18 protein-coding genes are annotated in these 20899 nt (G+C 67.6%); 8 read left to right on the top strand and 10 right to left on the bottom strand.

Going from position 1 to position 20899, the window contains the following annotated elements:
- Positions 1-90: 90 nt before the first annotated feature.
- Entirely contained in the window at positions 91-1533 is a 1443-nt protein-coding gene (locus ACIP6N_RS11730) for a CCA tRNA nucleotidyltransferase (RefSeq protein WP_401814819.1), read from the bottom strand.
- A gap of 210 nt (positions 1534-1743) precedes the next feature.
- Here ACIP6N_RS11730 and ACIP6N_RS11725 point away from each other — a divergent pair, with 210 nt between their 5' ends.
- The 7 genes from ACIP6N_RS11725 (at position 1744) to trxA (ending at position 11254) form a co-directional block, all read left to right on the top strand.
- Positions 1744-4083: a DUF6049 family protein gene (locus ACIP6N_RS11725; RefSeq protein WP_401815234.1), complete on the top strand. Its 2340-nt coding sequence runs from the start codon at positions 1744-1746 to the stop codon at positions 4081-4083.
- A 45-nt stretch (positions 4084-4128) separates the two neighbouring features.
- Complete coding sequence (gene murJ, locus ACIP6N_RS11720) at positions 4129-6267, top strand: murein biosynthesis integral membrane protein MurJ (protein WP_401814818.1); 2139 nt, start codon at positions 4129-4131, stop codon at positions 6265-6267.
- Between the two features lie 120 nt (positions 6268-6387).
- A complete protein-coding gene (locus ACIP6N_RS11715) occupies positions 6388-8085 on the top strand; it encodes a protein kinase family protein (protein WP_401814816.1) in 1698 nt (565 codons plus the stop codon).
- A gap of 25 nt (positions 8086-8110) precedes the next feature.
- Entirely contained in the window at positions 8111-8815 is a 705-nt protein-coding gene (gene sigM, locus ACIP6N_RS11710) for an RNA polymerase sigma factor SigM (protein WP_401814814.1), read from the top strand.
- Positions 8812-9762 carry an anti-sigma factor family protein gene (locus ACIP6N_RS11705; protein ID WP_401814812.1) on the top strand — a complete coding sequence of 317 codons (951 nt, stop codon included), beginning with the start codon at positions 8812-8814 and terminating at the stop codon, positions 9760-9762. The genes sigM and ACIP6N_RS11705 overlap by 4 nt, the downstream gene beginning before the upstream one ends.
- 126 nt (positions 9763-9888) lie before the next feature.
- The gene (trxB, locus tag ACIP6N_RS11700; protein ID WP_401814811.1) at positions 9889-10863 is read left to right on the top strand and encodes a thioredoxin-disulfide reductase; all 975 of its coding nucleotides are present in this window, start codon (positions 9889-9891) and stop codon (positions 10861-10863) included.
- 43 nt (positions 10864-10906) lie between these two features.
- Positions 10907-11254 (top strand): thioredoxin, encoded by a 348-nt coding sequence (trxA, locus tag ACIP6N_RS11695; RefSeq protein ID WP_401814809.1) that lies wholly within the window; start codon positions 10907-10909, stop codon positions 11252-11254.
- Between the two features lie 67 nt (positions 11255-11321).
- On the opposite strand, the gene ACIP6N_RS11690 is transcribed toward trxA, so the two are convergent.
- From ACIP6N_RS11690 to rpmH, 9 genes are all read right to left on the bottom strand, one after another.
- Positions 11322-11939 (bottom strand): GNAT family N-acetyltransferase, encoded by a 618-nt coding sequence (locus ACIP6N_RS11690; protein WP_401814807.1) that lies wholly within the window; start codon positions 11937-11939, stop codon positions 11322-11324.
- Positions 11940-12061: 122 nt separating this feature from the next.
- The gene (locus ACIP6N_RS11685) at positions 12062-13156 is read right to left on the bottom strand and encodes a ParB/RepB/Spo0J family partition protein (RefSeq protein WP_401814805.1); all 1095 of its coding nucleotides are present in this window, start codon (positions 13154-13156) and stop codon (positions 12062-12064) included.
- Positions 13153-14229: a ParA family protein gene (locus ACIP6N_RS11680; protein WP_401814804.1), complete on the bottom strand. Its 1077-nt coding sequence runs from the start codon at positions 14227-14229 to the stop codon at positions 13153-13155. Before ACIP6N_RS11680 ends, ACIP6N_RS11685 begins: the two co-directional genes overlap by 4 nt.
- A 265-nt stretch (positions 14230-14494) precedes the next feature.
- The gene (rsmG, locus tag ACIP6N_RS11675) at positions 14495-15211 is read right to left on the bottom strand and encodes a 16S rRNA (guanine(527)-N(7))-methyltransferase RsmG (protein WP_401814802.1); all 717 of its coding nucleotides are present in this window, start codon (positions 15209-15211) and stop codon (positions 14495-14497) included.
- A gap of 105 nt (positions 15212-15316) precedes the next feature.
- A complete protein-coding gene (locus tag ACIP6N_RS11670; protein ID WP_401814801.1) occupies positions 15317-15829 on the bottom strand; it encodes a protein jag in 513 nt (170 codons plus the stop codon).
- A 14-nt stretch (positions 15830-15843) separates the two neighbouring features.
- Positions 15844-17133, bottom strand: a complete 1290-nt coding sequence (gene yidC / locus ACIP6N_RS11665; RefSeq protein ID WP_401814799.1) for a membrane protein insertase YidC — start codon at positions 17131-17133, stop codon at positions 15844-15846.
- Positions 17134-17136: 3 nt separating this feature from the next.
- Positions 17137-17496, bottom strand: a complete 360-nt coding sequence (yidD, locus tag ACIP6N_RS11660; protein ID WP_401814797.1) for a membrane protein insertion efficiency factor YidD — start codon at positions 17494-17496, stop codon at positions 17137-17139.
- The gene (gene rnpA, locus ACIP6N_RS11655) at positions 17493-17864 is read right to left on the bottom strand and encodes a ribonuclease P protein component (RefSeq protein ID WP_401814796.1); all 372 of its coding nucleotides are present in this window, start codon (positions 17862-17864) and stop codon (positions 17493-17495) included. The genes yidD and rnpA overlap by 4 nt, the downstream gene beginning before the upstream one ends.
- Positions 17865-17882: 18 nt before the next feature.
- The gene (rpmH, locus tag ACIP6N_RS11650) at positions 17883-18020 is read right to left on the bottom strand and encodes a 50S ribosomal protein L34 (RefSeq protein WP_030354375.1); all 138 of its coding nucleotides are present in this window, start codon (positions 18018-18020) and stop codon (positions 17883-17885) included.
- Between the two features lie 362 nt (positions 18021-18382).
- On the opposite strand from rpmH, the gene dnaA reads away from it, so the two are divergent.
- Positions 18383-20152 carry a chromosomal replication initiator protein DnaA gene (gene dnaA / locus ACIP6N_RS11645; protein WP_401814795.1) on the top strand — a complete coding sequence of 590 codons (1770 nt, stop codon included), beginning with the start codon at positions 18383-18385 and terminating at the stop codon, positions 20150-20152.
- Positions 20153-20899 lie beyond the last annotated feature (747 nt).

Raw genomic sequence — 20899 nt, 5'->3', positions numbered from 1 at the left:
CGGGCAGGCATTCGGCCGCTCAGGCACGACGGGGGGTCATGTTTCACGTGAAACATGACCCCCCCGCTCTCGGTTCAGCACTGCCCACTGTCAGCCCTGCGTGGCCCACCAGTCCTTGAGCGCCGAGACCGCCTCGTCACGCTCCATCGGCCCGTTCTCCAGCCGCAGCTCCAGCAGGAATGTGTACGCCGCGCCGATCACCGGCCCCGGACCGATCCCCAGAATCTCCATGATCTCGTTGCCGTCCAGATCGGGTCTGATCGAGTCCAGCTGTTCCTGCTCCTGCAACTCGGCGATACGCGCCTCCAGGCCGTCGTACGCCCGTGACAGGGCATTCGCCTTGCGCTTGTTCCGGGTGGTGCAGTCCGAGCGGGTCAGTTTGTGCAGCCGCCCCAGCAGCGGCCCCGCGTCCCGTACGTAGCGCCGTACGGCCGAGTCGGTCCACTCGCCCGCCCCGTAGCCGTGGAAGCGCAGATGCAGCTCCACGAGCCGGGACACGTCCTTGACCAGGTCGTTGGAGTACTTGAGCGCGGTCATCCGCTTCTTGGTCATCTTCGCGCCGACCACTTCGTGGTGGTGGAAGGAGACCCCGCCGTCCTTCTCGAAGCGCCGTGTCCTGGGCTTGCCGATGTCGTGCAGCAGAGCCGCCAGCCGCAGCACCAGGTCCGGCCCGTCCTCCTCGAGGTCGATGGCCTGCTCCAGGACGGTCAGGGAGTGTTCGTAGACGTCCTTGTGCCGGTGGTGCTCGTCGCTCTCCAGGCGCAGTGACGGCAGCTCGGGGAGCACCCGCCCCGCGAGACCCGTGTCGACGAGGAGCGCCAGGCCCTTGCGGGGGTACCTCGACAGCAGAAGCTTGTTCAGCTCGTCACGCACCCGCTCGGCCGAGACAATTTCGATGCGGTCCGACATCTCCGTCATCGCCGCCACGACGTCCGGGGCCACCTCGAAGTCCAGCTGCGCGGCGAAGCGCGCGGCCCGGAGCATGCGCAGCGGATCGTCGGAGAAGGAGTCCTCCGCGGTTCCCGGCGTGCGCAGCACCTGCGCGGAAAGGTCCGCCAGACCGCCGTGCGGATCGATGAACTCCTTCTGCGGGAGTGCGACGGCCATCGCGTTCACGGTGAAATCCCGGCGGACGAGGTCTTCCTCGATGGAGTCCCCGTAGGACACCTCCGGCTTGCGTGATGTCCTGTCGTACGCCTCGGAGCGGTATGTCGTCACCTCGATCAGGTAGCCGTCCTTCTGACAGCCGACCGTGCCGAAGGCGATGCCGACCTCCCACACGGCGTCCGCCCACGGGCGGACGATCTTCAGGACGTCCTCGGGGCGCGCGTCGGTGGTGAAGTCCAGGTCGTTGCCGAGCCGGCCCAGGAGAGCGTCCCTGACCGACCCGCCGACCAGGGCGAGGCTGAAGCCGGCCTCCTGGAAACGGCGTGCCAGGTCGTCGGCGACGGGGGACACCCGCAGCAGTTCACTGACCGCACGGCGCTGCACCTGACTCAGGGCGCTGGAATTGTCTTCGTTGGCGTTCGGCACAACAGAAAAGGTTACGTGTCCCGGCCCGTACGAGCCGCCCGGTTTCGAGACGGACGGCCTCCGATGCGCCGGATTCCCGCGGCCCATGAGATTCTTCCGATCATGGAGGGCGGACCCCAGCACTTCGCCACAGCGCACATCGTTACCATGCCTGGACGCGACAATGGACAACCTCAACGGCAATCGACGGTGACAGGGATGGGCGGGCGCGTGGTCGAGGCGGCAGACTTCCAGGGGATGGGTCATTCTCCTGCCCGCCGATGGGTGCGGCGTGCCGCCACTCTGATCGCGGGAGCGCCGCTTCTCGCCGGTCTCCTGGCGACCGGTGCGGCTGTTCCGGCCGCACACGCCGCGGAATCGGCCGGTGGCTCGCCCGCGGTCGATGTGGCGCTCAACACGCTGTCGCCCAGCGCACCGGTGAAGGGCGACACACTCACGATCTCCGGCACGGTGACCAACAAGGGCAAGCGCACGGTCAGCGACGCCCAGGTCGATGTCCGGGTGGGACCACCGCTGTCCGGCAGGACCGCCATCGATGACGCCGCCGCGCACTCCGCCGTCGCGTCGGCCGATGTGCCGCCGGTCGGCGGCAAGTACAAGGTCACTCTGCCGAAGCTGGCCTCGGGCATTCCGTACGACTTCTCCCTCGCCGTCCCTGTGAGCGAGCTGGGGCTCAGCGACGAGGGCGTCTATCAGCTCGGGGTGTCCCTGACCGGCGAGACGTCCGACTCACCGTACGAACGCGTGCTGGGCGTCCAGCGCACCTTCCTCCCCTGGCAGCCCGAGGCCACGGAGAAGAAGACGCAGTTCACCTACCTCTGGCCGCTGATCACCTCGACGCATCTCACCGCGGAGACCGGCTCCGACGAGCAGCAGACCCCGGTCTTCGCGAATGAGGATCTGGCCAAGGAACTCGCCACGGGCGGCCGCTTGGAGCAGATGGTCTCGCTCGGCGCCCAGCTTCCCGTGACCTGGGTCATCGATCCAGATCTGCTGTCGACGGTCGACGCGATGACCCGGAACTACCGCGTCAGGAGCGGGGACACCACCGTCCCCGGCCAGTACCAGGCAGTGGCCAATCAGTGGCTCGACGCCTTGGAGAAGGCCGTGAACGGCCGCAAGGTCGTCGCGCTGCCGTTCGCCGACCCGGACCTGGCCTCGCTGGCTCACCGGGGCAAGAACGTCTCCGGCTCCCTCAGCCACCTCCAGCCGGCCACCGAAGTGGCGAAGACCACCGTCGCCACCATCCTTCACGTCGATCCGACCACCGATTTCGCCTGGCCGCTGGACGGCGCGATCGACCCCTCCATCGTCGACGTCGCCACCTCGGCGGGTGCGCACAAGGTGATCACCCGCAGCGACAGCCTGCAGGACAACCTGCCGTACACCCCCACCGCCGCCCGGCCCATCGGCGGCGGGACGACCGCGGTCGTCGCCGACTCCCGGCTCTCGACCGCCTTCCAGGGCGATCTGACGGCGGCCGGCGCCTCGACCCTCGCGGTGCAGAAGTTCCTCGCCCAGTCGCTGGCCCTGACCCTTCAGCAGCCGTCGAAGCAGCGCAGCATCGTCGTCGCTCCTCAGCGGATGCCGACCGCCGCACAGGCGCAGACGATGGCGCGCGCCCTGCACTCCCTGGACCCCGAACGCTGGTCGCAGCCCTCCGACCTGGTGGCCGCCGCCGCGGCCGCGCCGGACGACCACGCGAACACCAGGGTCCCCAGCTCCTCCCGTTACCCGAAGAAGCTCCGAGGCCAGGAGCTGTCGACCGACGCGTTCCAGGACATAAAGGCCACGCAGGACCAGCTGGACAGCTTCAAGGCCATCCTCAGCGCGCCCGACCGGGTCGAAGCCCCCTTCGCCAACGCGATCTACCGGACGATGTCGACGCCCTGGCGCGAGGACCACGCGGGCGGCGACCAGTACCGCTTCGGAGTGCAGAACTACCTCTCGGGTCTGACCGCAGAGGTGCAGCTCATCCAGAAGTCCGCGCTCACCCTGTCGGGACGCAGCGCGACGATCCCCGTGACCGTCCAGAACCAGCTGGTTCAGGGCGTGGAGAATCTGGTGCTGCGCCTCACGTCCGAGCAGCCGAACCGTCTCAGGATCGACGGTGACCACGTGGTCACCGAGGAGCCGGTCAAGATCGACGGCGGGCACAGCCAGTCGGTGAAGTTCACCGGCGCGGGCAACGCCAACGGCCCGGTTCAGGTGACCGCCCAGCTCTACACAGTCGACGGCAAGCCGTACGGCAACGCCATGCAGTTCACGGTGAAGGTCTCCGAGATCACCCCCACCGTGATGCTCGTCATCGCCGGCGGGGTACTGCTCCTCGTCCTCGCCGGGGTCAAGATGTACAGCCAGCGCAAGCGGGCAGCAGCCCGTAAGGCCGCCGCGGGGTCCCAGGACACCGCGGACGACGCCGACACCCAGGACACAGAAAGCACGCCGGCCGCGGAGGACACCGATCCCGAGCAGCCGAGTGACCCGACACCGGACACCGGACCGGAAAGCACGGACGCGTCGGGCACGGGTGAGAAAGTGGACCGTTGAGCGACGCCACGGCCGGTCGGCCGGGGACGATGAGGTGGGGTAACCATGAACGCGCCGTACGACGGTGACCGCGGACAGGGCGCGGGCGGCGATCCGGCAGGTCAGGTTCCGCCTCCGCCGCCGGCCTCCCAGGATCCGTATCTCCAGGACTCCTACAACCAGGATCCCTACTGGGCACAGGACCGCTCCACACAGGATCCGGTGACCGACGCGCTCTACGACCGCGCCGCGCACCCGCCGCCCTCCAGCGCCCAGCAGGAGACGGCACAGCTGTACCAGCAGCAGCCCGCGCAGCAGTACACCCCTGATCCCCTTGTCTGGGCCGAGACCACGCCGGCGGAGCCCGAGGGGCCCTCCGGCAGTCTGCCGTTCGGGGACGACGCGGGGACCGTGCAGTTCACGGGGATCGGCGAGCCGGCCTCGGGGGCCGGTACGCAGGCCCCGCCGACGGACGCGTTCGCGCATCTCTACCGCGACCAGCAGCGCGCGGGGCAGGTGCGCACCGCGCCCGAGCCCGCCCCGGTCCAGACGCCGCCGCCGGCCAAGAAGTCCGGTGGCAAGGCCGGCGGTCTGCTCAAGTCGAGTGCGCTGATGGCCGCCGGCACGCTGGTGTCCCGGCTGACGGGCTTCGTGCGGAGCCTGGTGATCACCGCGGCCCTGGGCGCCGCGCTGCTCGGTGACTCCTTCACCGTGGCGTACACCCTGCCGACGATGATCTACATCCTCACCGTCGGCGGTGGCCTCAACTCCGTCTTCGTACCGCAGCTCGTGCGGTCGATGAAGAACGACGCGGACGGTGGCGTGGCCTACGCCAACCGGCTGCTGACGCTGGTCATGGTGGCGCTCGGCGCCATCACGGCGGTGGTGGTCTTCGCCGCGCCGCTGCTGATCCGTCTGATGTCGGTGCCGATCGCCGACGACCCGGCCGCCAACAACGTCGCGGTCACCTTCGCCCGCTACTGCCTGCCCACGATCTTCTTCATGGGTGTGCACGTGGTCATGGGCCAGATCCTGAACGCGCGCGGCAAGTTCGGCGCGATGATGTGGACCCCGGTCCTCAACAACGTCGTCATGATCACCACGTTCGGCCTGTTCATCTGGGTGTACGGCACCGCGGCGGACTCCGGCATGACGGTCAAGACGATCCCGCCGGACGGCGTACGGCTGCTCGGCGTGGGCACCCTGCTCGGCCTCACCGTCCAGGCCCTCGCGATGATCCCCTACCTGCGTGAGACCGGTTTCCGGTTCCGTCCGCGGTTCGACTGGAAGGGCCACGGTCTCGGCAAGACGGTCAAGCTGGCCAAGTGGACCGTCCTGTTCGTCCTCGCCAACCAGGCGGGCGTCCTGGTCGTCACCCAGCTCGCCACCGCCGCGGGCAAGGCCTCGGGCGAGGACGGCGCCGGCATCCTGGCGTACAGCAACGCCCAGCTGATCTGGGGCATGCCGCAGGCCATCATCACCGTCTCCGTCATGGCCGCCCTGCTGCCGCGTATCTCACGTGCCGCCAGCGACAATGACCCGGGCGCGGTGCGCGACGACATCTCCCAGGGCCTGCGCAACTCCGCAGTCGCGATCGTCCCGATCGCTTTCGCGTTCCTGGCGCTCGGTGTCCCGATGTCGACCCTGATGTTCTCGTCGAGCGGCCTGGACTCCGCGCGGTCCATGGGCTTCATCCTGATGGCGTTCGGCCTCGGCCTTATTCCGTACTCCGTGCAGTACGTCGTGCTGCGTGGCTTCTACGCCTATGAGGACACCCGGACCCCCTTCTACAACACGGTCATCGTCGCTGCGGTCAACGCTGGCGCCTCCGCCATCGCCTACGTGGCGCTGCCCGCCCACTGGGCCGTCGTCGGCATGGCCGCCTCGTACGGTCTCGCCTACGCCGTCGGCGTCGGGATCGCCTGGCGCAGGCTCAAGAACCGGCTGGGCGGCGATCTGGACGGCGGCCGTGTCATGCGTACGTACGCACGTCTCTGCCTGGCGTCCGTCCCGGCGGCCATCGCCGCCGGCGGAGTCGCCTACGTCGTACTGGGCGCGGTGGGCAACGGTGCCGTCGGCTCACTGGCGGCACTGGTCGGCGGCGGCATCGTCCTGCTGGCCGTCTTCTACGTCGCTGCGAAGAAGATGCGAATCGAGGAGATCAACGCGATGGTCGGCATGGTGCGCGGTCGCCTCGGGAGGTAGCGGGCAAGCGGCCTGGCACAACCATCGGCGGTTGCCGCGTGTCGTGCATAGTGCCGGACTGTGGGCACAATTGGCTTGGCTGTTGGATAGTGCGCAACGGATGGGGAGGCAGGAGCGACGGTGGCGGAACGTAGCACGGCTGCCGTCGACGTGGCCGACAACAGCGGCGACAAGCCGCTGACCGCCAAGGCGGACAAGGCCACGACCGACGGGGTGGCGAAAGCCCAGGGCACCGAGAAAGAGTCCGCACCGGAGAGGGGCAGCGAGCAGCTGAGCGAGGAGCCGGCAGGCGCGACGCCCGAGCTGCACAGCGGGCACAAGCTCGCCAGGCGCTACCGCCTGGAGGAGTGTGTCACCCGTCTGGACGGCTTCAGCAGTTGGCGTGCGGTCGACGAGAAGCTGCGCCGCGCCGTCGGCGTGCATTTGCTGCCCGCCGACCACCCGCGAGCCCGTTCTGTGCTGGCGGCCGCAAGATCCGCCGCGCTCCTCGGCGACCCGCGCTTCGTGCAGGTGCTGGACGCCGTCGAGGAGGACGACCTCGTCTACGTCGTCCATGAATGGCTGCCTGACGCCGTCGAACTCACCGCGCTGTTCTCTGCCGGGCCGATGGAGGCGCACGACGCCTACCAGCTCGTCAGCCAGGTCTCCCAGGCCATGGCAGCCGCTCACCGGGAAGGTCTCGCGCATCTCAGGCTGACCCCGGGCGCGGTGCTGCGGACCTCGAGCGGCCAGTACCGCATCCGCGGCCTCGCTGTGAACGCCGCGCTGCGCGGCATCCGCGCCGAACGGCCCCAGCGCACCGACACCGAGGCGATCGGTGCTCTGCTGTACGCCGCGCTGACCCAGCGCTGGCCGTACGAGACCGATGCCTACGGCCTCTCCGGGCTTCCCAAGGGGGTGGGTCTCATCGCCCCCGACCAGGTGCGCGCCGGAGTCCACCGGGGTCTGTCCGAACTCGCCATGCGGGCTCTGATCAATGACGGCGCCACGGCTTCGCGCCAGGAACCACCCTGCACCACCCCCGACGAACTGGCCAAGGCCATCGCCGAGATGCCACGTGTCCGGCCGCCGGAGCCCACGTTCACCGCGCCGCCCGACTACCAGCGCACCACGTACCAGCAAGGTACGTACGGGCGGACGCAGGCCGGTCCCGGAGCGGCTGTCGCTGCCCCGCCCGTGCCCCCGCCGCCGCTTCAGAGCCGTACGGGCACGACCCTGAAGTGGCTCGTCGCCGCTCTCCTCATCACCGCCCTCGGGCTGGGCAGCTGGCAGGTGGCCGACCGTCTCCTGGAGCCCAAGGAGAAGCCGACGGATCCCTCCAACACCCAGACGACCAAAGAGGACACGGACAAGCTCCTCGGATCCGGTAAGCCGCTCACCATCACCGGCGCCCGTGACTTCGACCCGGAAGGCAACGGGGTCGAGAATCCCGACGAGATACAGAACAGCTACGACGGCGACCCGTCCACGTTCTGGCAGACCGTCCGCTACTCCTCCACGCCGAACTTCGGGAACCTGAAGTCGGGCGCGGGCATCGTGCTGGATCTCGGGAAGAGCCAGCCGGTCGGCACGGTGAACGTCTCGTTCCTCGGCGGCAACACCTCGGTGGAGCTGCGAGCGGCGTCCGCGGACACCACGACGGAGCCGACCACCCTGGACGGTTTCAAGAAGGTTGCCGAAGGATCCGGTGAGAAAGTCGTCCTCAAGCCCGGCAAGCCGGTCCAGGCGCGGTACGTTCTGGTCTGGCTGACCAAGTTGCCGCAGATCAGCCCGGGCAACTTCCGGGGCAAGGTCTCGGAGATCAGCGTCACCGGCTGACGCGACCAGGGGAGAGTGCTCACCGTTGGACGACGCCGCACCCCGTGACATAAGCGATCAGGACCTCCTGGCCGCGCATGTCGCCGGCGACCCAGAGGCCTTCGGCGAGATCGTGCGGCGGCACCGCGACCGGCTCTGGGCGGTCGCGGTGCGCACACTGGGAGACCGCGAGGAGGCGGCCGATGCCGTCCAGGACGCCCTGGTCTCCGCCTTCCGCGCCGCCCACACCTTCCGCGGCCAGTCCGCCGTGACCACCTGGCTGCACCGGATCACCGTCAACGCCTGTCTCGACCGCGTGCGCAAGGCGTCGTCCCGCAAGACCGCTCCCACGGACGACACCGAGCGGATGGAACAGCTTCTCGAGCCTCACGAATCCGCCGAAGCGCCCGCCGAGCGTCAGGATCTGCACCGCGAGCTGATGAAGGCGCTGGCCAAGCTGCCCGTCGAGCAACGCGCGGCTCTCATCCTCGTGGACATGCAGGGGTATCCCGTCGCCGAAGCCGCTCGCGTGCTCGGCGTCCCCGCCGGAACCGTGAAGAGCCGCTGTGCGCGCGGCCGGGCCAGACTTCTGCCCATGCTCACCCATCTGCGCGGGAGTCCCGGCGACAGCGCCTTCCCCCGTGCCGGAAGGAACCGACCGGCGGGGACGTCCGTCCCAGCGGTATCGGAACAGAGGAATGCGGGAACAAGCGATCCCGCTGAAGTGAAGGGCGGAGGTGGGAGTGCATGACATCGGCAGCCGACACGGCTCAGCACCCGGACGTTTCTGAGATCGCCGACCTCACGGAAGGTCTCCTCTCACCGTCCCGCGCCATCGGCATAAGGCGGCATCTCGAAGGCTGCTCGCTCTGCGCCGACGTGCATGACTCACTGGAAGAGATCAAGGGGTTGCTCGGTGAGCTGCCCGCACCGGTTCCGATGCCGGCAGATGTGGCAGAACGGATCGACGCGGCTCTGGCCGCCGAGGCGCTTCAGGGCGTGATCTCCGCCGACGCCGTTGATGTTTCACGTGAAACGTCGGCCACGTCTGAGACGTCGACCGGCCCGGCTACGGGTGCCTCGGCGGAACCCACCCCGACCGAACCTGCACGCATCGACCGTCCCGCCGGGCGTCCCAGGGCAGCCACCGGCCCCGGTCGCGACCGTACTGTGCGGCGTCGCAACCGTCGCGCTGTCGTCCTCGGGACGGTCTTCGGAGCAGCGGCCATCGGTGTCAGCATTCTCCTGCTCCACTCGATGGGGCAGACATCCAGCGACAGCGCGGCAAGCGCTGCGGCCGGCGCCCGGACACCTTCCGGAAGGGACGGCGGTCAGGAATTCGCTGGGGACCGCCTCCAGGCCAGTGTGGACGCACTCCTGGCCTCCGGGCCGGCGGCCATGACACCGGAGCCGCCCAAGCCGGGCGGCTCCGCCACCGCTGACCGGAGCCGGCCGAACACCCTGCTCCAGCCCGTACCCGCGGTGCCCGGCTGCATCCAGCAGGGGACCGGCCGCACGGAAGCCGCCCTGGCCGTCGAGCGCGGTACTTTCCAGGGCAGTGGCGCATACCTCGTTGTCTTCCCGGACCCCGCCGACAGCACCCAGGTGCAGGCGTACGTGATCGACGCGACCTGCGTCGACACGGCCTCGGCCACCAAGGGGAAGGTCCTGCTGACGCATTCCTACCCCCGTCGCTGACGATGCTCGTCGCGCCGCAGGGGTATCCCGGGAATGTAAGCCCCGTAGGATCCGTTGCGTGGGGTGGGAGTCGTAGACCCGGCTCCCACAGGCAGTAGGCAGTCTTCAGAGACGAGGAAGAAACCCGTGAGCGACGTCCGTAATGTGATCATCATCGGCTCCGGGCCCGCCGGCTACACGGCCGCGCTGTACACCGCGCGCGCGTCGCTGAAGCCGCTGGTCTTCGAGGGCGCCGTCACCGCCGGTGGTGCGCTGATGAACACCACCGATGTGGAGAACTTCCCGGGCTTCAGCGACGGCATCATGGGCCCCGATCTGATGGACAACATGCGGGCACAGGCGGAGCGCTTCGGCGCGGAGCTGGTTCCGGACGATGTCGTCTCGGTCGGCCTCACCGGTGACATCAAGACGGTCACCGACACGGCCGGCACCGTGCACCGCGCCAAGGCCGTGATTGTCACCACCGGGTCGCAGCACCGCAAGCTCGGGCTGCCCAACGAGGACGCGCTCTCCGGTCGAGGGGTCTCCTGGTGTGCCACCTGTGACGGCTTCTTCTTCAAGGACCAGGACATCGCCGTGATCGGTGGTGGCGACACCGCGATGGAGGAAGCCACGTTCCTCTCGCGGTTCGCCAAGTCCGTCACGATCGTCCACCGCCGGGACACCCTGCGGGCCTCCAAGGCCATGCAGGACCGTGCCTTCGCCGACCCGAAGATCAAGTTCGCCTGGGACAGCGAGGTCGCTGAGATCCACGGCGATCACAAGCTCTCCAGCCTGACGCTGCGCAACACCACGACAGGCGAGACCTCCGCGCTCGCCGTGACCGGACTGTTCATCGCAGTCGGACACGACCCGCGGACCGAGCTGTTCAAGGGCCAGCTCGACCTGGACGGCGAGGGGTACCTGACCGTCGCCGCTCCGTCTACTCGGACCAACCTGGCCGGTGTCTTCGGCGCCGGTGACGTCGTCGACCACACCTACCGTCAGGCGATCACCGCTGCGGGCACAGGATGCTCCGCCGCCCTGGACGCCGAGCGCTACCTCGCGGCGCTCAGCGACAGCGAGAAGGCCGCTGAGCCGGAGAAGACCGCCGGAGTCTGAGTTCCCTACCGATCGCACACCCCACGAAATTAAGGAGGCCGCCGTGGCCGGCGACCTGAAGCATGTGACCGACGCTTCGTTCGAAGAAGACGTTCTCAAGGCCGACAAGCCTGTGCTGGTGGACTTCTGGGCCGCCTGGTGCGGGCCGTGCCGTCAGATCGCGCCGTCCCTCGAGGCCATCGCGGCCGAGCACGGCGACAAGATCCAGATCGTCAAGCTCAACATCGACGAGAACCCGGCCACCGCAGCCAAGTACGGCGTCATGTCCATCCCGACGCTGAACGTCTACCAGAACGGCGAGGTTGCCAAGACCATCGTCGGTGCCAAGCCGAAGGCCGCGCTCGTACGCGACCTGGAGAGCTTCATCGGCGAGGAAGCCACCAAGGCCTGACGCCCAAGCTCAATGTTTCACGTGAAACGGTCCCGTCCCCCAGCTGGGGGACGGGACCGTTTCTGCTTCACAGCGGCCGCAGCACCGGGTCCTTCTTCACCGCTCCCAGCAGCCGGTCCAGCGCCAGCTCCACGTCTTCTTTCCAGGAGAGCGTGGTCCGCAGCTCAAGCCGCAGACGCGGATACCTCGGATGCGGTCGCACGGTCTTGAAGCCCACCGCCAGCAGATGATCGGCGGGCAGCACACACGCCGGTTCTTTCCAGCGGGCATCGCCGAAGGCTTCGATGGCTTTGAACTCTCGCCGCAGCAGGTCCTTGGCCACGGTCTGCACCATCACCCGTCCGAGCCCCTGCCCCTGGTATGCCGGCATGATCCAGGCCGTCATCAACTGCACGGCGTCCGGAGAGACCGGGCTGGTCGGAAAGGCGGTGGAGCGCGGCACATACGCCGGCGGCGCGTACATCACAAAGCCAACCGGCACATCGTCCACGTACACCACGCGGCCGCAGGATCCCCATTCAAGGAGAACGGCAGAGATCCAGGCTTCCTTCTCCACTGACGGCCTGCCGGCCCTGACCGCAGCTTCCCCACTGACCGGATCAAGCTCCCAGAAGACACACCCACGGCACCGCGCAGGCAGATCCGGGAGGTTGTCCAAGGTGAGCGGTACCAAGCGGCGGCCCATGAACGCATCGTATCCGCAAAGGCCGCCTGCACACCGAGAGACAGAAAAGAGCGGTCCGTGTTCCGGTAAGCCTGGAACACGGACCGCTCTTTCACCTCGCGCGACGTGGTCGCGCAGGGGGCTCAGCTCTCTTCGTCCTCCTCGCCGTCCTCCGACAGGCTCGAGTCCATGACTCGTCCTTCGCCGGGGGCGAGCGCGGTGAGAATGCGGTCGAGGTCGTCGATCGACGCGAACTCGACGACGATCTTCCCCTTCTTCTGTCCCAGGTCGACCTTCACCCGCGTCTCGAAGCGGTCCGAGAGACGCGACGCGAGATCGGACAACACCGGAGACAGACGGGCACCGGCGCGCGGTCCCTTCGCCTTGGGCGTGCTCTGAGAACGGGAACCCATCAGGGTCACGATCTCTTCGACCGCACGCACCGAAAGCCCCTCGGCCACGATGCGATGTGCCAGCCGGTCCTGCTCGTCGGAGTCGTCCACCGAGAGAAGCGCCCTCGCGTGACCGGCCGAGAGCACACCGGCAGCGACCCTGCGCTGGACGGGCAGAGACAACCGCAGCAGGCGCAGGGTGTTGGAAACCTGCGGCCGGGAGCGTCCGATCCGATCGGCGAGCTGGTCGTGCGTGCAGTTGAAGTCCTTGAGCAACTGGTCGTAGGCGGCTGCCTCTTCCAGCGGGTTCAGCTGAGCACGGTGCAGGTTCTCCAGCAGCGCGTCGAGCAGCAGCTTCTCGTCATCCGTGGCACGGACGATCGCCGGGATGCGCTCCAGGCCCGCCTCCCGGCAGGCCCTCCAGCGCCGCTCACCCATGATCAGCTCAAAGCGCTCCGGGCCCGCCTGCCGGACGATGACCGGCTGGAGAAGACCCACTTCCTTGATGGAGGTGACCAGTTCCGCCAGAGCATCGTCATCGAACACCTCGCGCGGCTGACGCGGGTTCGGCGTGATCGAGTCGATCGGCAGCTCCGCGAAATACGCCCCGGAAGCCTTCTCAGGCTCCGGGGTGGCCTCGGGCTCCGGCGGCGTCTTTTCGGCATCCGGCACCTTCGGCGCCTGCGGCAGCGAGGTCACCTTCGCCGCCGCGACCCCGCGCTCCGCGGTCAGCACGGATGCCGCACCCGAAGAAGCCTCTCCGGGAGACGGCACCTGCTTCTCCTGCGGAGCGGCAGGAATCAGCGCACCGAGCCCACGCCCCAGCCCTCTACGTCGCTCGCTCACTGGATCCCCTCCGACACATTCTGCTGAGTGTTCTGGATGCCCGCATGGGCATTCTGGGCGTCATAGTGCACCCCCGCCCCTCGCAGGGCGATCTCGCGGGCGGCTTCGAGATACGAGAGCGATCCGCTGGAACCCGGATCATAGGTCAACACCGTCTGTCCGTAGCTCGGCGCCTCCGAGATACGCACGGAACGAGGGATGCTCGTCCGCAGCACCTCCTTGCCGAAGTGGCTCCGCACCTCCTCCGCCACCTGCGAGGCAAGGCGCGTCCTGCCGTCGTACATAGTGAGCAGAATCGTCGATACATGGAGCGTGGGGTTGAGATGCCCGCGCACCAGGTCGACGTTGCGCAGCAGCTGTCCCAGACCCTCCAGCGCGTAGTACTCGCACTGAATGGGGATCAGCACCTCTGCGCCGGCGACCATCGCGTTGACGGTCAGCAGGCCGAGCGACGGCGGACAGTCGATCAGGATGTAGTCCAGCGGCTGCTCGTATGCCTCGATCGCTCGCTGGAGTCTGCTCTCCCGTGCCACGAGTGACACCAACTCGATCTCCGCACCGGCGAGATCGATGGTGGCGGGGGCACAGAAGAGACCTTCGACGTCCGAGACAGGCTGAACCACCTCTGAGAGGGGCTGGCTCTCCACCAGGACGTCGTAGATCGAGGGGACTTCGGCGTGGTGGTCAATCCCGAGCGCCGTGGAGGCGTTGCCCTGTGGATCCAGGTCGATCACCAACACCCGCGCACCGTGGAGCGCGAGCGAGGCGGCGAGGTTGACCGTCGTAGTGGTCTTTCCTACGCCACCCTTCTGATTGGCAACGACCATGACACGCGTCTGCTCCGGGCGAGGCAGCCCCTCGCCGGCGCGGCCCAGTGCTTCCACGGCCAGCTGGGCAGCACGGCCAATGGGGGTGTCGTCCATCGGGGGCGGTGTTTCACGTGAAACATCCTCCCCCGCCGACTCGTTGCGGGGACCGGGGACCGGGTCGGTCATCGGTCCCGCGATGTTGGCGTCGGACCGCAAGGATTCACTCTCCTCGACTTCAGACTCGCAATGAACAGAGCCTGCCATGCTTTCGGGGTCGTGAACCAGCGAGGCCCTTGGTTCTGTGGAGGAATCCACATCTGTGGACAACCTCGTCCCTCTATTGGGGGGCTTTCGGCCGCGCGGTGTGGCAGCCGCGCGGCCGCGGCCGATGATGCCCTGCAGCACTGAGCTACGTTTCACGTGAAACACAGTGCACGGGCCACAGGGTCAGATCGTCACGACACTCCGCGATGCATAGGTATGGCTGCTTGTATGGAGCATCACTGATAAACACTACGGACTGTACGGCTCAGCGGCGGCGCTTCACACGTCCGGCCCTGGCCGCCTTGGCCCGCTTCGTCGCGAACCGTACCCCGCCGGGGCTCTCGCCGACCTCCACCCGCACCACCGTGGCCAGCGGATCGACGATGCCCTCGCCGACATGCAGCACCGACGTGTCCACCACACCGAGCTTGCCGAGAGCCGCGCGAGCGCCCTTGATCTCCTCCTCGGCTGTGTCGCCCTTCAGCGCCAGCATCTCCCCGTAGGGACGGAGCAAGGGCACTCCCCAGCCCGCCAGGCGGTCCAGCGGAGCCACCGCGCGCGCTGTCACCACATGGACCGGCTGCAACGTACCGAGGACTTCCTCGGCCCGCCCACGCACCACCGTCACATGGTCCAGGCCCAGCAGTTCGACCACTTCCTGCAGGAAGTTCGTCCGCCGCAGCAGGGGCTCCAGCAGCGTGATCTTCAGGTCGGGCCGTACGAGCGCCAACGGGATTCCCGGCAGCCCCGCACCCGACCCCACATCGCACACCATGACGTCTTCGGGTACGACCTCGGAGAGTACGGCGCAGTTCAGCAGATGCCGCTCCCACAGACGTGGGACCTCACGCGGACCGATCAGACCGCGCTTGACCCCGGCGTCGGCCAGCAGCTCCGCGTAGCGCACAGCCTCCGGGAAGAACTCGCCGAAAACCGTCCGAGCCTCTTCCGGCGCTGGGGAAAGCTCTGCTTCCTCCGTCACGGGAACCGTCCTTCCATACCGAACCACCAACTGGTGGCTGACTATCGGGCTGACAGAGTTCGGCCCCGCCTGCGAACAGACGGGGCCGAAAAAACGGGAGGCCGGTCAGGCCGGAAGCACCACGACGAAGCGCTGCGGTTCTTCGCCCTCGGACTCGCTCCGCAGCCCGGCGGCCGCGACGGCGTCATGGACGACTTTCCGCTCGAAGGGCGTCATCGGGTTCAGCTTCACCGGCTCACCGGTGCTCTTCACCTCGTCCGCCGCCTTCGCGCCCAGCTCTGCGAGCTCGGTGCGCTTCTTCGCCCGGAAACCCCCGATGTCCAGCATCAGGCGGCTGCGATCACCGGTCTCCCGGTGCACGGCGAGCCTGGTCAGCTCCTGAAGCGCCTCAAGCACCTCACCGTCGCGTCCCACGAGCTTCTGCAGATCCCGGCCGTCCGAGTCGCTGATGATCGAGACCGCGGCCCGGTCGGCCTCGACGTCCATGTCGATGTCACCGTCGAGATCGGCGATGTCGAGCAGACCTTCGAGGTAGTCCGCGGCGATCTCCCCTTCCTGCTCCAGGCGGGAAAGGGTGTCGCCTCCCTCGGTGGCCTCGGAGATGGTGCCTTCCGTCACGGATGGACTCCTTTTTACTTCTTGGACGGGTGCTTGGGCCGCTGCTGGCCCTTGCGCTGCCCCGACTTGGCTTGGCGTGCGGCACCGGCGACAGGCTTGTTCGACGACGCCTTGGCCCGGGTGGCCTGCGGCTCGTCCTTCTTCAGCGAGGGCTTGTCGGCCGCGTCGTCGGCGGTCTTGGTGGCGCCCGTCTCCACGGTCTTTGCTGCCGCACCCGACTGGGTGGTGACGGCGGCCTGTCGCTTCGACTTCGTCTGGCGCTTCGGCTGCTGCCGCCTCGCCGCGGCGCCGGCCTCCGCCTCGACGGCGATGGTGTCGCTCTTGATCACCGAACCGTCGGACTGCGCGGCCATGCCCGCCTTGGCGAGGCTGCCGATGAACTTGCGCTCCACGTCGTTGCGGTCGGGGCCCTTGGCGACGATCGCCTTGACCATGTTGCGCTTACGCCTGGACCGCAGTTCGCCGTGAGCGACGGCGCTCTTCAGCAGACGGTCCAGGAACGCCGCCTGAGCCTTGGAGCCGGGCGTCGGGTTCTGGTTGATCACGTACATCTGCTGGCCCATGGTCCACACGTTGGTGGTCAGCCAGTAGACGAGCACGCCGACGGGGAAGTTGATACCCATCACCATGAAGATCACCGGGAAGATGTACATCAGCATCTTCTGCTGGTTCATGTACGGCGTCTTGACCGAGAGGTCGACGTTCTTCGTCATCAGCTGGCGCTGGGTGTAGAACTGCGACGCCGACATCAGAATGATCATGATGGCGGTGACGATGCGCACGTTCGTCTGCGAGGCGCCCAGGGACGCCACCTTGTCGGCGCCGTCCGTGAACTTCACCGCGAGGGGTGCGCCAAAGATGTGCGCCTGACGCGCGCTGTCGAGCAGCGACTGGTTGATGACCCCGATGGTCTTGCCGCTCGCGATGGCCGAGAGCACGTGATACAGGGCGAAGAAGAACGGTGACTGCGCCAGGATGGGAAGACACGAGGAGAGCGGGTTCGTACCCGTCTCCTTGTACAGCTTCATCATCTCTTCGGACTGGCGCTGCTTGTCGTTTTTGTAGCGCTCCTGAATCGCCTTCATCTTGGGCTGGAGCACTTGCATGTTCCGGGTCGACTTGATCTGCTTCACAAAAAGCGGGACCAGACAGATCCGGATCAGTACCACCAGGGACACGATGGACAGTCCCCAGGCCAAGCCTGTATCGGCACCGAAAATCGCTCCATACAACGCGTGGAACTGAACGATGACCCACGAAACAGGCGTGGTGATGAAACTGAAGATGCTGGCAATCGTGTCCACTAATCAGGCTCCTTGAGCTTTGGGCGAGGTCTCTGCGGCCGGACTGGGGGTTTCGGGGACCGATCCCCCGGAAGGCGCGCCGACGGCGGAGTGTCCGCCCTTGCTTCCGCGCCACGCGTTGCGCAGCAGTTCGTGCCAACGCGGCCGTTTACGCGGCGGAACGTAATCCACGCCACCCGGGGACCACGGGTTGCACCGCAGGATCCGCCAGGCGGTGAGGGCCGTTCCCTTCACCGCGCCATGCCGGTCGATGGCCGTGTACCCGTAGTGCGAACACGACGGGTAGTACCTGCAGACGGGTCCCAGCAAGGGACTGATCGTCCACTGGTACAGCTTGATGAGAGCCAGCAGCGGGTACTTCATCGCGCGCCCCCTCCCAGCAGCCGCTGGAGAGCGGCATCCAGGTCTCGGGCCAGATGTGCGTATTCGGCGTCACCCGAACCGGGGAGCGCCCGTACGACAACCAGGCTACCGGGGGGCAGCACGGACAGTCGTTCGCGTATGAGATGGCGAAGTTTCCGCTTCACCCGGGTGCGTACGACTGCCGCGCCCACAGCCTTGCTCACGACGAAACCCGCACGCGTCGGGGGAGTATTCCCCCCCGGTACGTGCGGGTCCGTTGGACCGCTGCGTAGATGGACGACGAGAAGCGGGCGACCGGCCCGGCGTCCCCGGCGTACCGCGGTCGCGAAGTCCTCGCGCCGCCTCAGCCGATGCTCGGTAGGCAGCACGTCATGACCTGTAGACGATCAGGCGGACAGACGGGCGCGACCCTTGCCACGGCGGGTGGCGAGGATGGCACGGCCGGCGCGGGTGCGCATGCGCAGGCGGAACCCGTGGGTCTTGGCACGACGACGGTTGTTCGGCTGGAAGGTGCGCTTGCTCACTCGGGGGCTCCAGAAAAGTGGGTAGTGGCGTGTAAATCGCCTGGCTGTCACCGTGCGCCCACGAGTAGCCCTCGCGTTTACGCCCGAGTGCACCGCTTCACAACCACAGATCGTGATCTTTGCCCATCGGAGGCAGGCGGCAGCAGCCATCGACAACTCGACCTGGTCACGGTACGCGCGACTACGCCATCCGGTCAAACCAGTCAGTCGCCTGCCCCCATTGTGCACAGGCTGTGGACAACAACTTGAACCACGCGGGTCGGCCTGACTACCTTGGCTGAACTCCGGCTTCATTTCCTGCCGGTCTTCCCACCCCGTCCCGAGAAGCACACATTCGTGGGACCTGCGAGAGAGCGTGCCCTGTGGCTGATGTTCCTGCCGATCTTGCCGCAGTGTGGCCACGCGTGCTGGAGCAGCTCCTCAGGGAGGGCCAGCAGGGCATCGAGCCGAAGGACAAACAGTGGATCGAGCGCTGCCAGCCGCTGGCCCTGGTCGCCGACACGGCGCTGCTCGCCGTCCCCAATGAATGGGGCAAGCGGGTCCTCGAAGGGCGTCTCGCCCCGCTGATCAGCGAGACCCTGAGCCATGAGTGCGGCCGGCCCATCCGGATCGCCATCACGGTCGACGACTCCTCGGGCGAGCCCACGCCGCCGGCGCCGCCCATTCCCCAGCAGCACCGCTACCAGGGCCCGTCCCACGACGAGCAGCGGCAGAGTGATAAATACGACAGTTACGGGCACCACCCGTCCGACGACGGGATGCCCTCGGTCCGTCCCGCGTATCCGGACTACCTGCAGCAGCGGCCGGACCCCGGCGCCTGGCCTCGTACCCAGGAGGACCTTTCCTGGCAGCAGCCCCGATCCGGCGGATACCAGGACCGCGATCCGTACGCCACCGCGCGCCCCCAGCAGCCGCAGCACGACTACCGCCAGCCGCAGGGGCCCGAGCGCCCGCAGTACGAGCAGCAGCGCCCCGAGCGGCACGATCTGCAGGACCCGCAGGCGGCGCGCCACGACGGCGGTCACCCCGGGGGCCGGCACCGCGGAGCGCCCGGGCCGCTGGGCGCTCAGCCCGCCCCGGCCCCCGGGCCCGGCGAGCCGCACGCACGGCTCAATCCGAAGTACCTCTTCGACACCTTTGTCATCGGGGCGTCCAACCGGTTCGCGCACGCGGCGGCGGTCGCGGTCGCGGAGGCGCCGGCCAAGGCGTACAACCCCCTCTTCATCTACGGGGAGTCCGGGCTCGGCAAGACCCACCTGCTCCATGCCATCGGGCACTACGCGCGCAGCCTGTACCCCGGCACCCGGGTGCGATACGTCAGCTCCGAGGAATTCACCAACGAGTTCATCAACTCGATCCGGGACGGCAAGGGCGACACCTTCCGCAAGCGTTACCGCGATGTCGACATCCTCCTGGTCGACGACATCCAGTTCCTGGCGAGCAAGGAGTCGACGCAGGAGGAGTTCTTCCACACCTTCAACACGCTCCACAACGCGAACAAGCAGATCGTGCTGTCCTCCGACCGGCCGCCCAAGCAGCTGATCACCCTCGAGGACCGGCTGCGCAACCGCTTCGAGTGGGGTCTGACGACCGACGTACAGCCGCCCGAGCTGGAGACGCGTATCGCGATCCTGCGCAAGAAGGCGGTACAGGAGCAGTTGAACGCGCCCCCCGAGGTGCTGGAGTTCATCGCGTCCCGGATCTCGCGGAACATCCGTGAGCTGGAGGGCGCGCTGATCCGGGTGACGGCGTTCGCTTCGCTCAACCGGCAGCCGGTCGACCTCGGTCTGACGGAGATCGTCCTCAAGGATCTGATCCCGGGCGGCGAGGACGCGGCTCCGGAGATCACCGCGGCCGCGATCATGGCGGCGACCGCCGACTACTTCGGCCTGACGGTGGAAGACCTCTGCGGCTCGTCGCGGAGCCGGGTGCTGGTGACCGCGCGGCAGATCGCGATGTACCTCTGCCGTGAGCTGACCGACCTCTCGCTGCCCAAGATCGGGGCGCAGTTCGGCGGCCGTGACCATACGACGGTGATGCACGCGGACCGGAAGATCCGCGCGCTGATGGCCGAGCGGCGTTCCATCTACAACCAGGTCACCGAACTCACCAACCGCATCAAGAACGGCTGACCCCGGCTGTCCCGACCGGCAGGCCGGGGCAGCCCGTTGAGGCCGGACGAAGGGCGCCAGGGACCGAGATCCCGGGCGCCCTTCGTCGTACCCTCATCACCGCTGTTCGAATACGGGCCGTCCCGGCGGGCTTCTCCACAGAAAACGAGCCGTTCGGTCGTCCACAGCCTGGGGACAGGGAAGTTGTTCAGGATGCGTCCACAGCGGCACCAGCGAGAACCACATCACCGCTGGTCAGGACCCTGTGGAATTGTGTGCGCCGATGATCCACAGTCTGTGGACGGAAATTTTATCCACAGGGCTTCGCCCTCGTTGTCCACCGGCGGCCCACAGGGCGAGGCGCGTTGCCCACAAGCTGTCCACATCACTGTCCACTGTTCGGCAACGGGACACCCCGGATCACCGGGTCGAGTGAAAGGCATCACACCAAGGAGCCGGATTGGGCTGTGGGGAACCGGGGTAAAGCTGGGGACAGCCCTGGGGAGAAGTACCCCTGTCCTGTGCATCGGTTGTGCAGAACTTTTCGCCGTCCACAGAAGCGGCTGGTTGTCCACGGCCGGACCCACAGGCCCGGTGGACAAAAAAACGGCCTTGACCTGCGCAGATGGCGTTATCCACCGTTTCCACAAGGCCTACTACTACTCCCACTCATAGTTATCGAGGGGTCTGCTTCGAAGTGGGGGCTGTGCACAACTTGGGCCCGGAGCCCTCCCGAGCTGTCGAAGCGACTTGACCCGCAGCAGCACC

Origin of the sequence: Streptomyces sp. NPDC088725, assembly GCF_044751305.1 — a bacterium.
Classification (GTDB): Bacteria; Actinomycetota; Actinomycetes; order Streptomycetales; family Streptomycetaceae; genus Streptomyces.
Note: the sequence above shows the minus strand (reverse complement) of the source record. Positions and strands in the feature narration are given on the sequence as shown.

Bases quoted from the DNA above. Each gene is read 5' to 3' on its own strand.
- murJ (WP_401814818.1), top strand. From the start codon at position 4,129: ATGAACGCGCCGTACGACGGTGACCGCGGACAGGGCGCGGGCGGCGAT.
- ACIP6N_RS11705 (WP_401814812.1), top strand. From the start codon at position 8,812: ATGACATCGGCAGCCGACACGGCTCAGCACCCGGACGTTTCTGAGATC.
- ACIP6N_RS11690 (WP_401814807.1), bottom strand. From the start codon at position 11,939: ATGGGCCGCCGCTTGGTACCGCTCACCTTGGACAACCTCCCGGATCTG.
- ACIP6N_RS11680 (WP_401814804.1), bottom strand. From the start codon at position 14,229: ATGGCAGGCTCTGTTCATTGCGAGTCTGAAGTCGAGGAGAGTGAATCC.
- yidD (WP_401814797.1), bottom strand. From the start codon at position 17,496: ATGAAGTACCCGCTGCTGGCTCTCATCAAGCTGTACCAGTGGACGATC.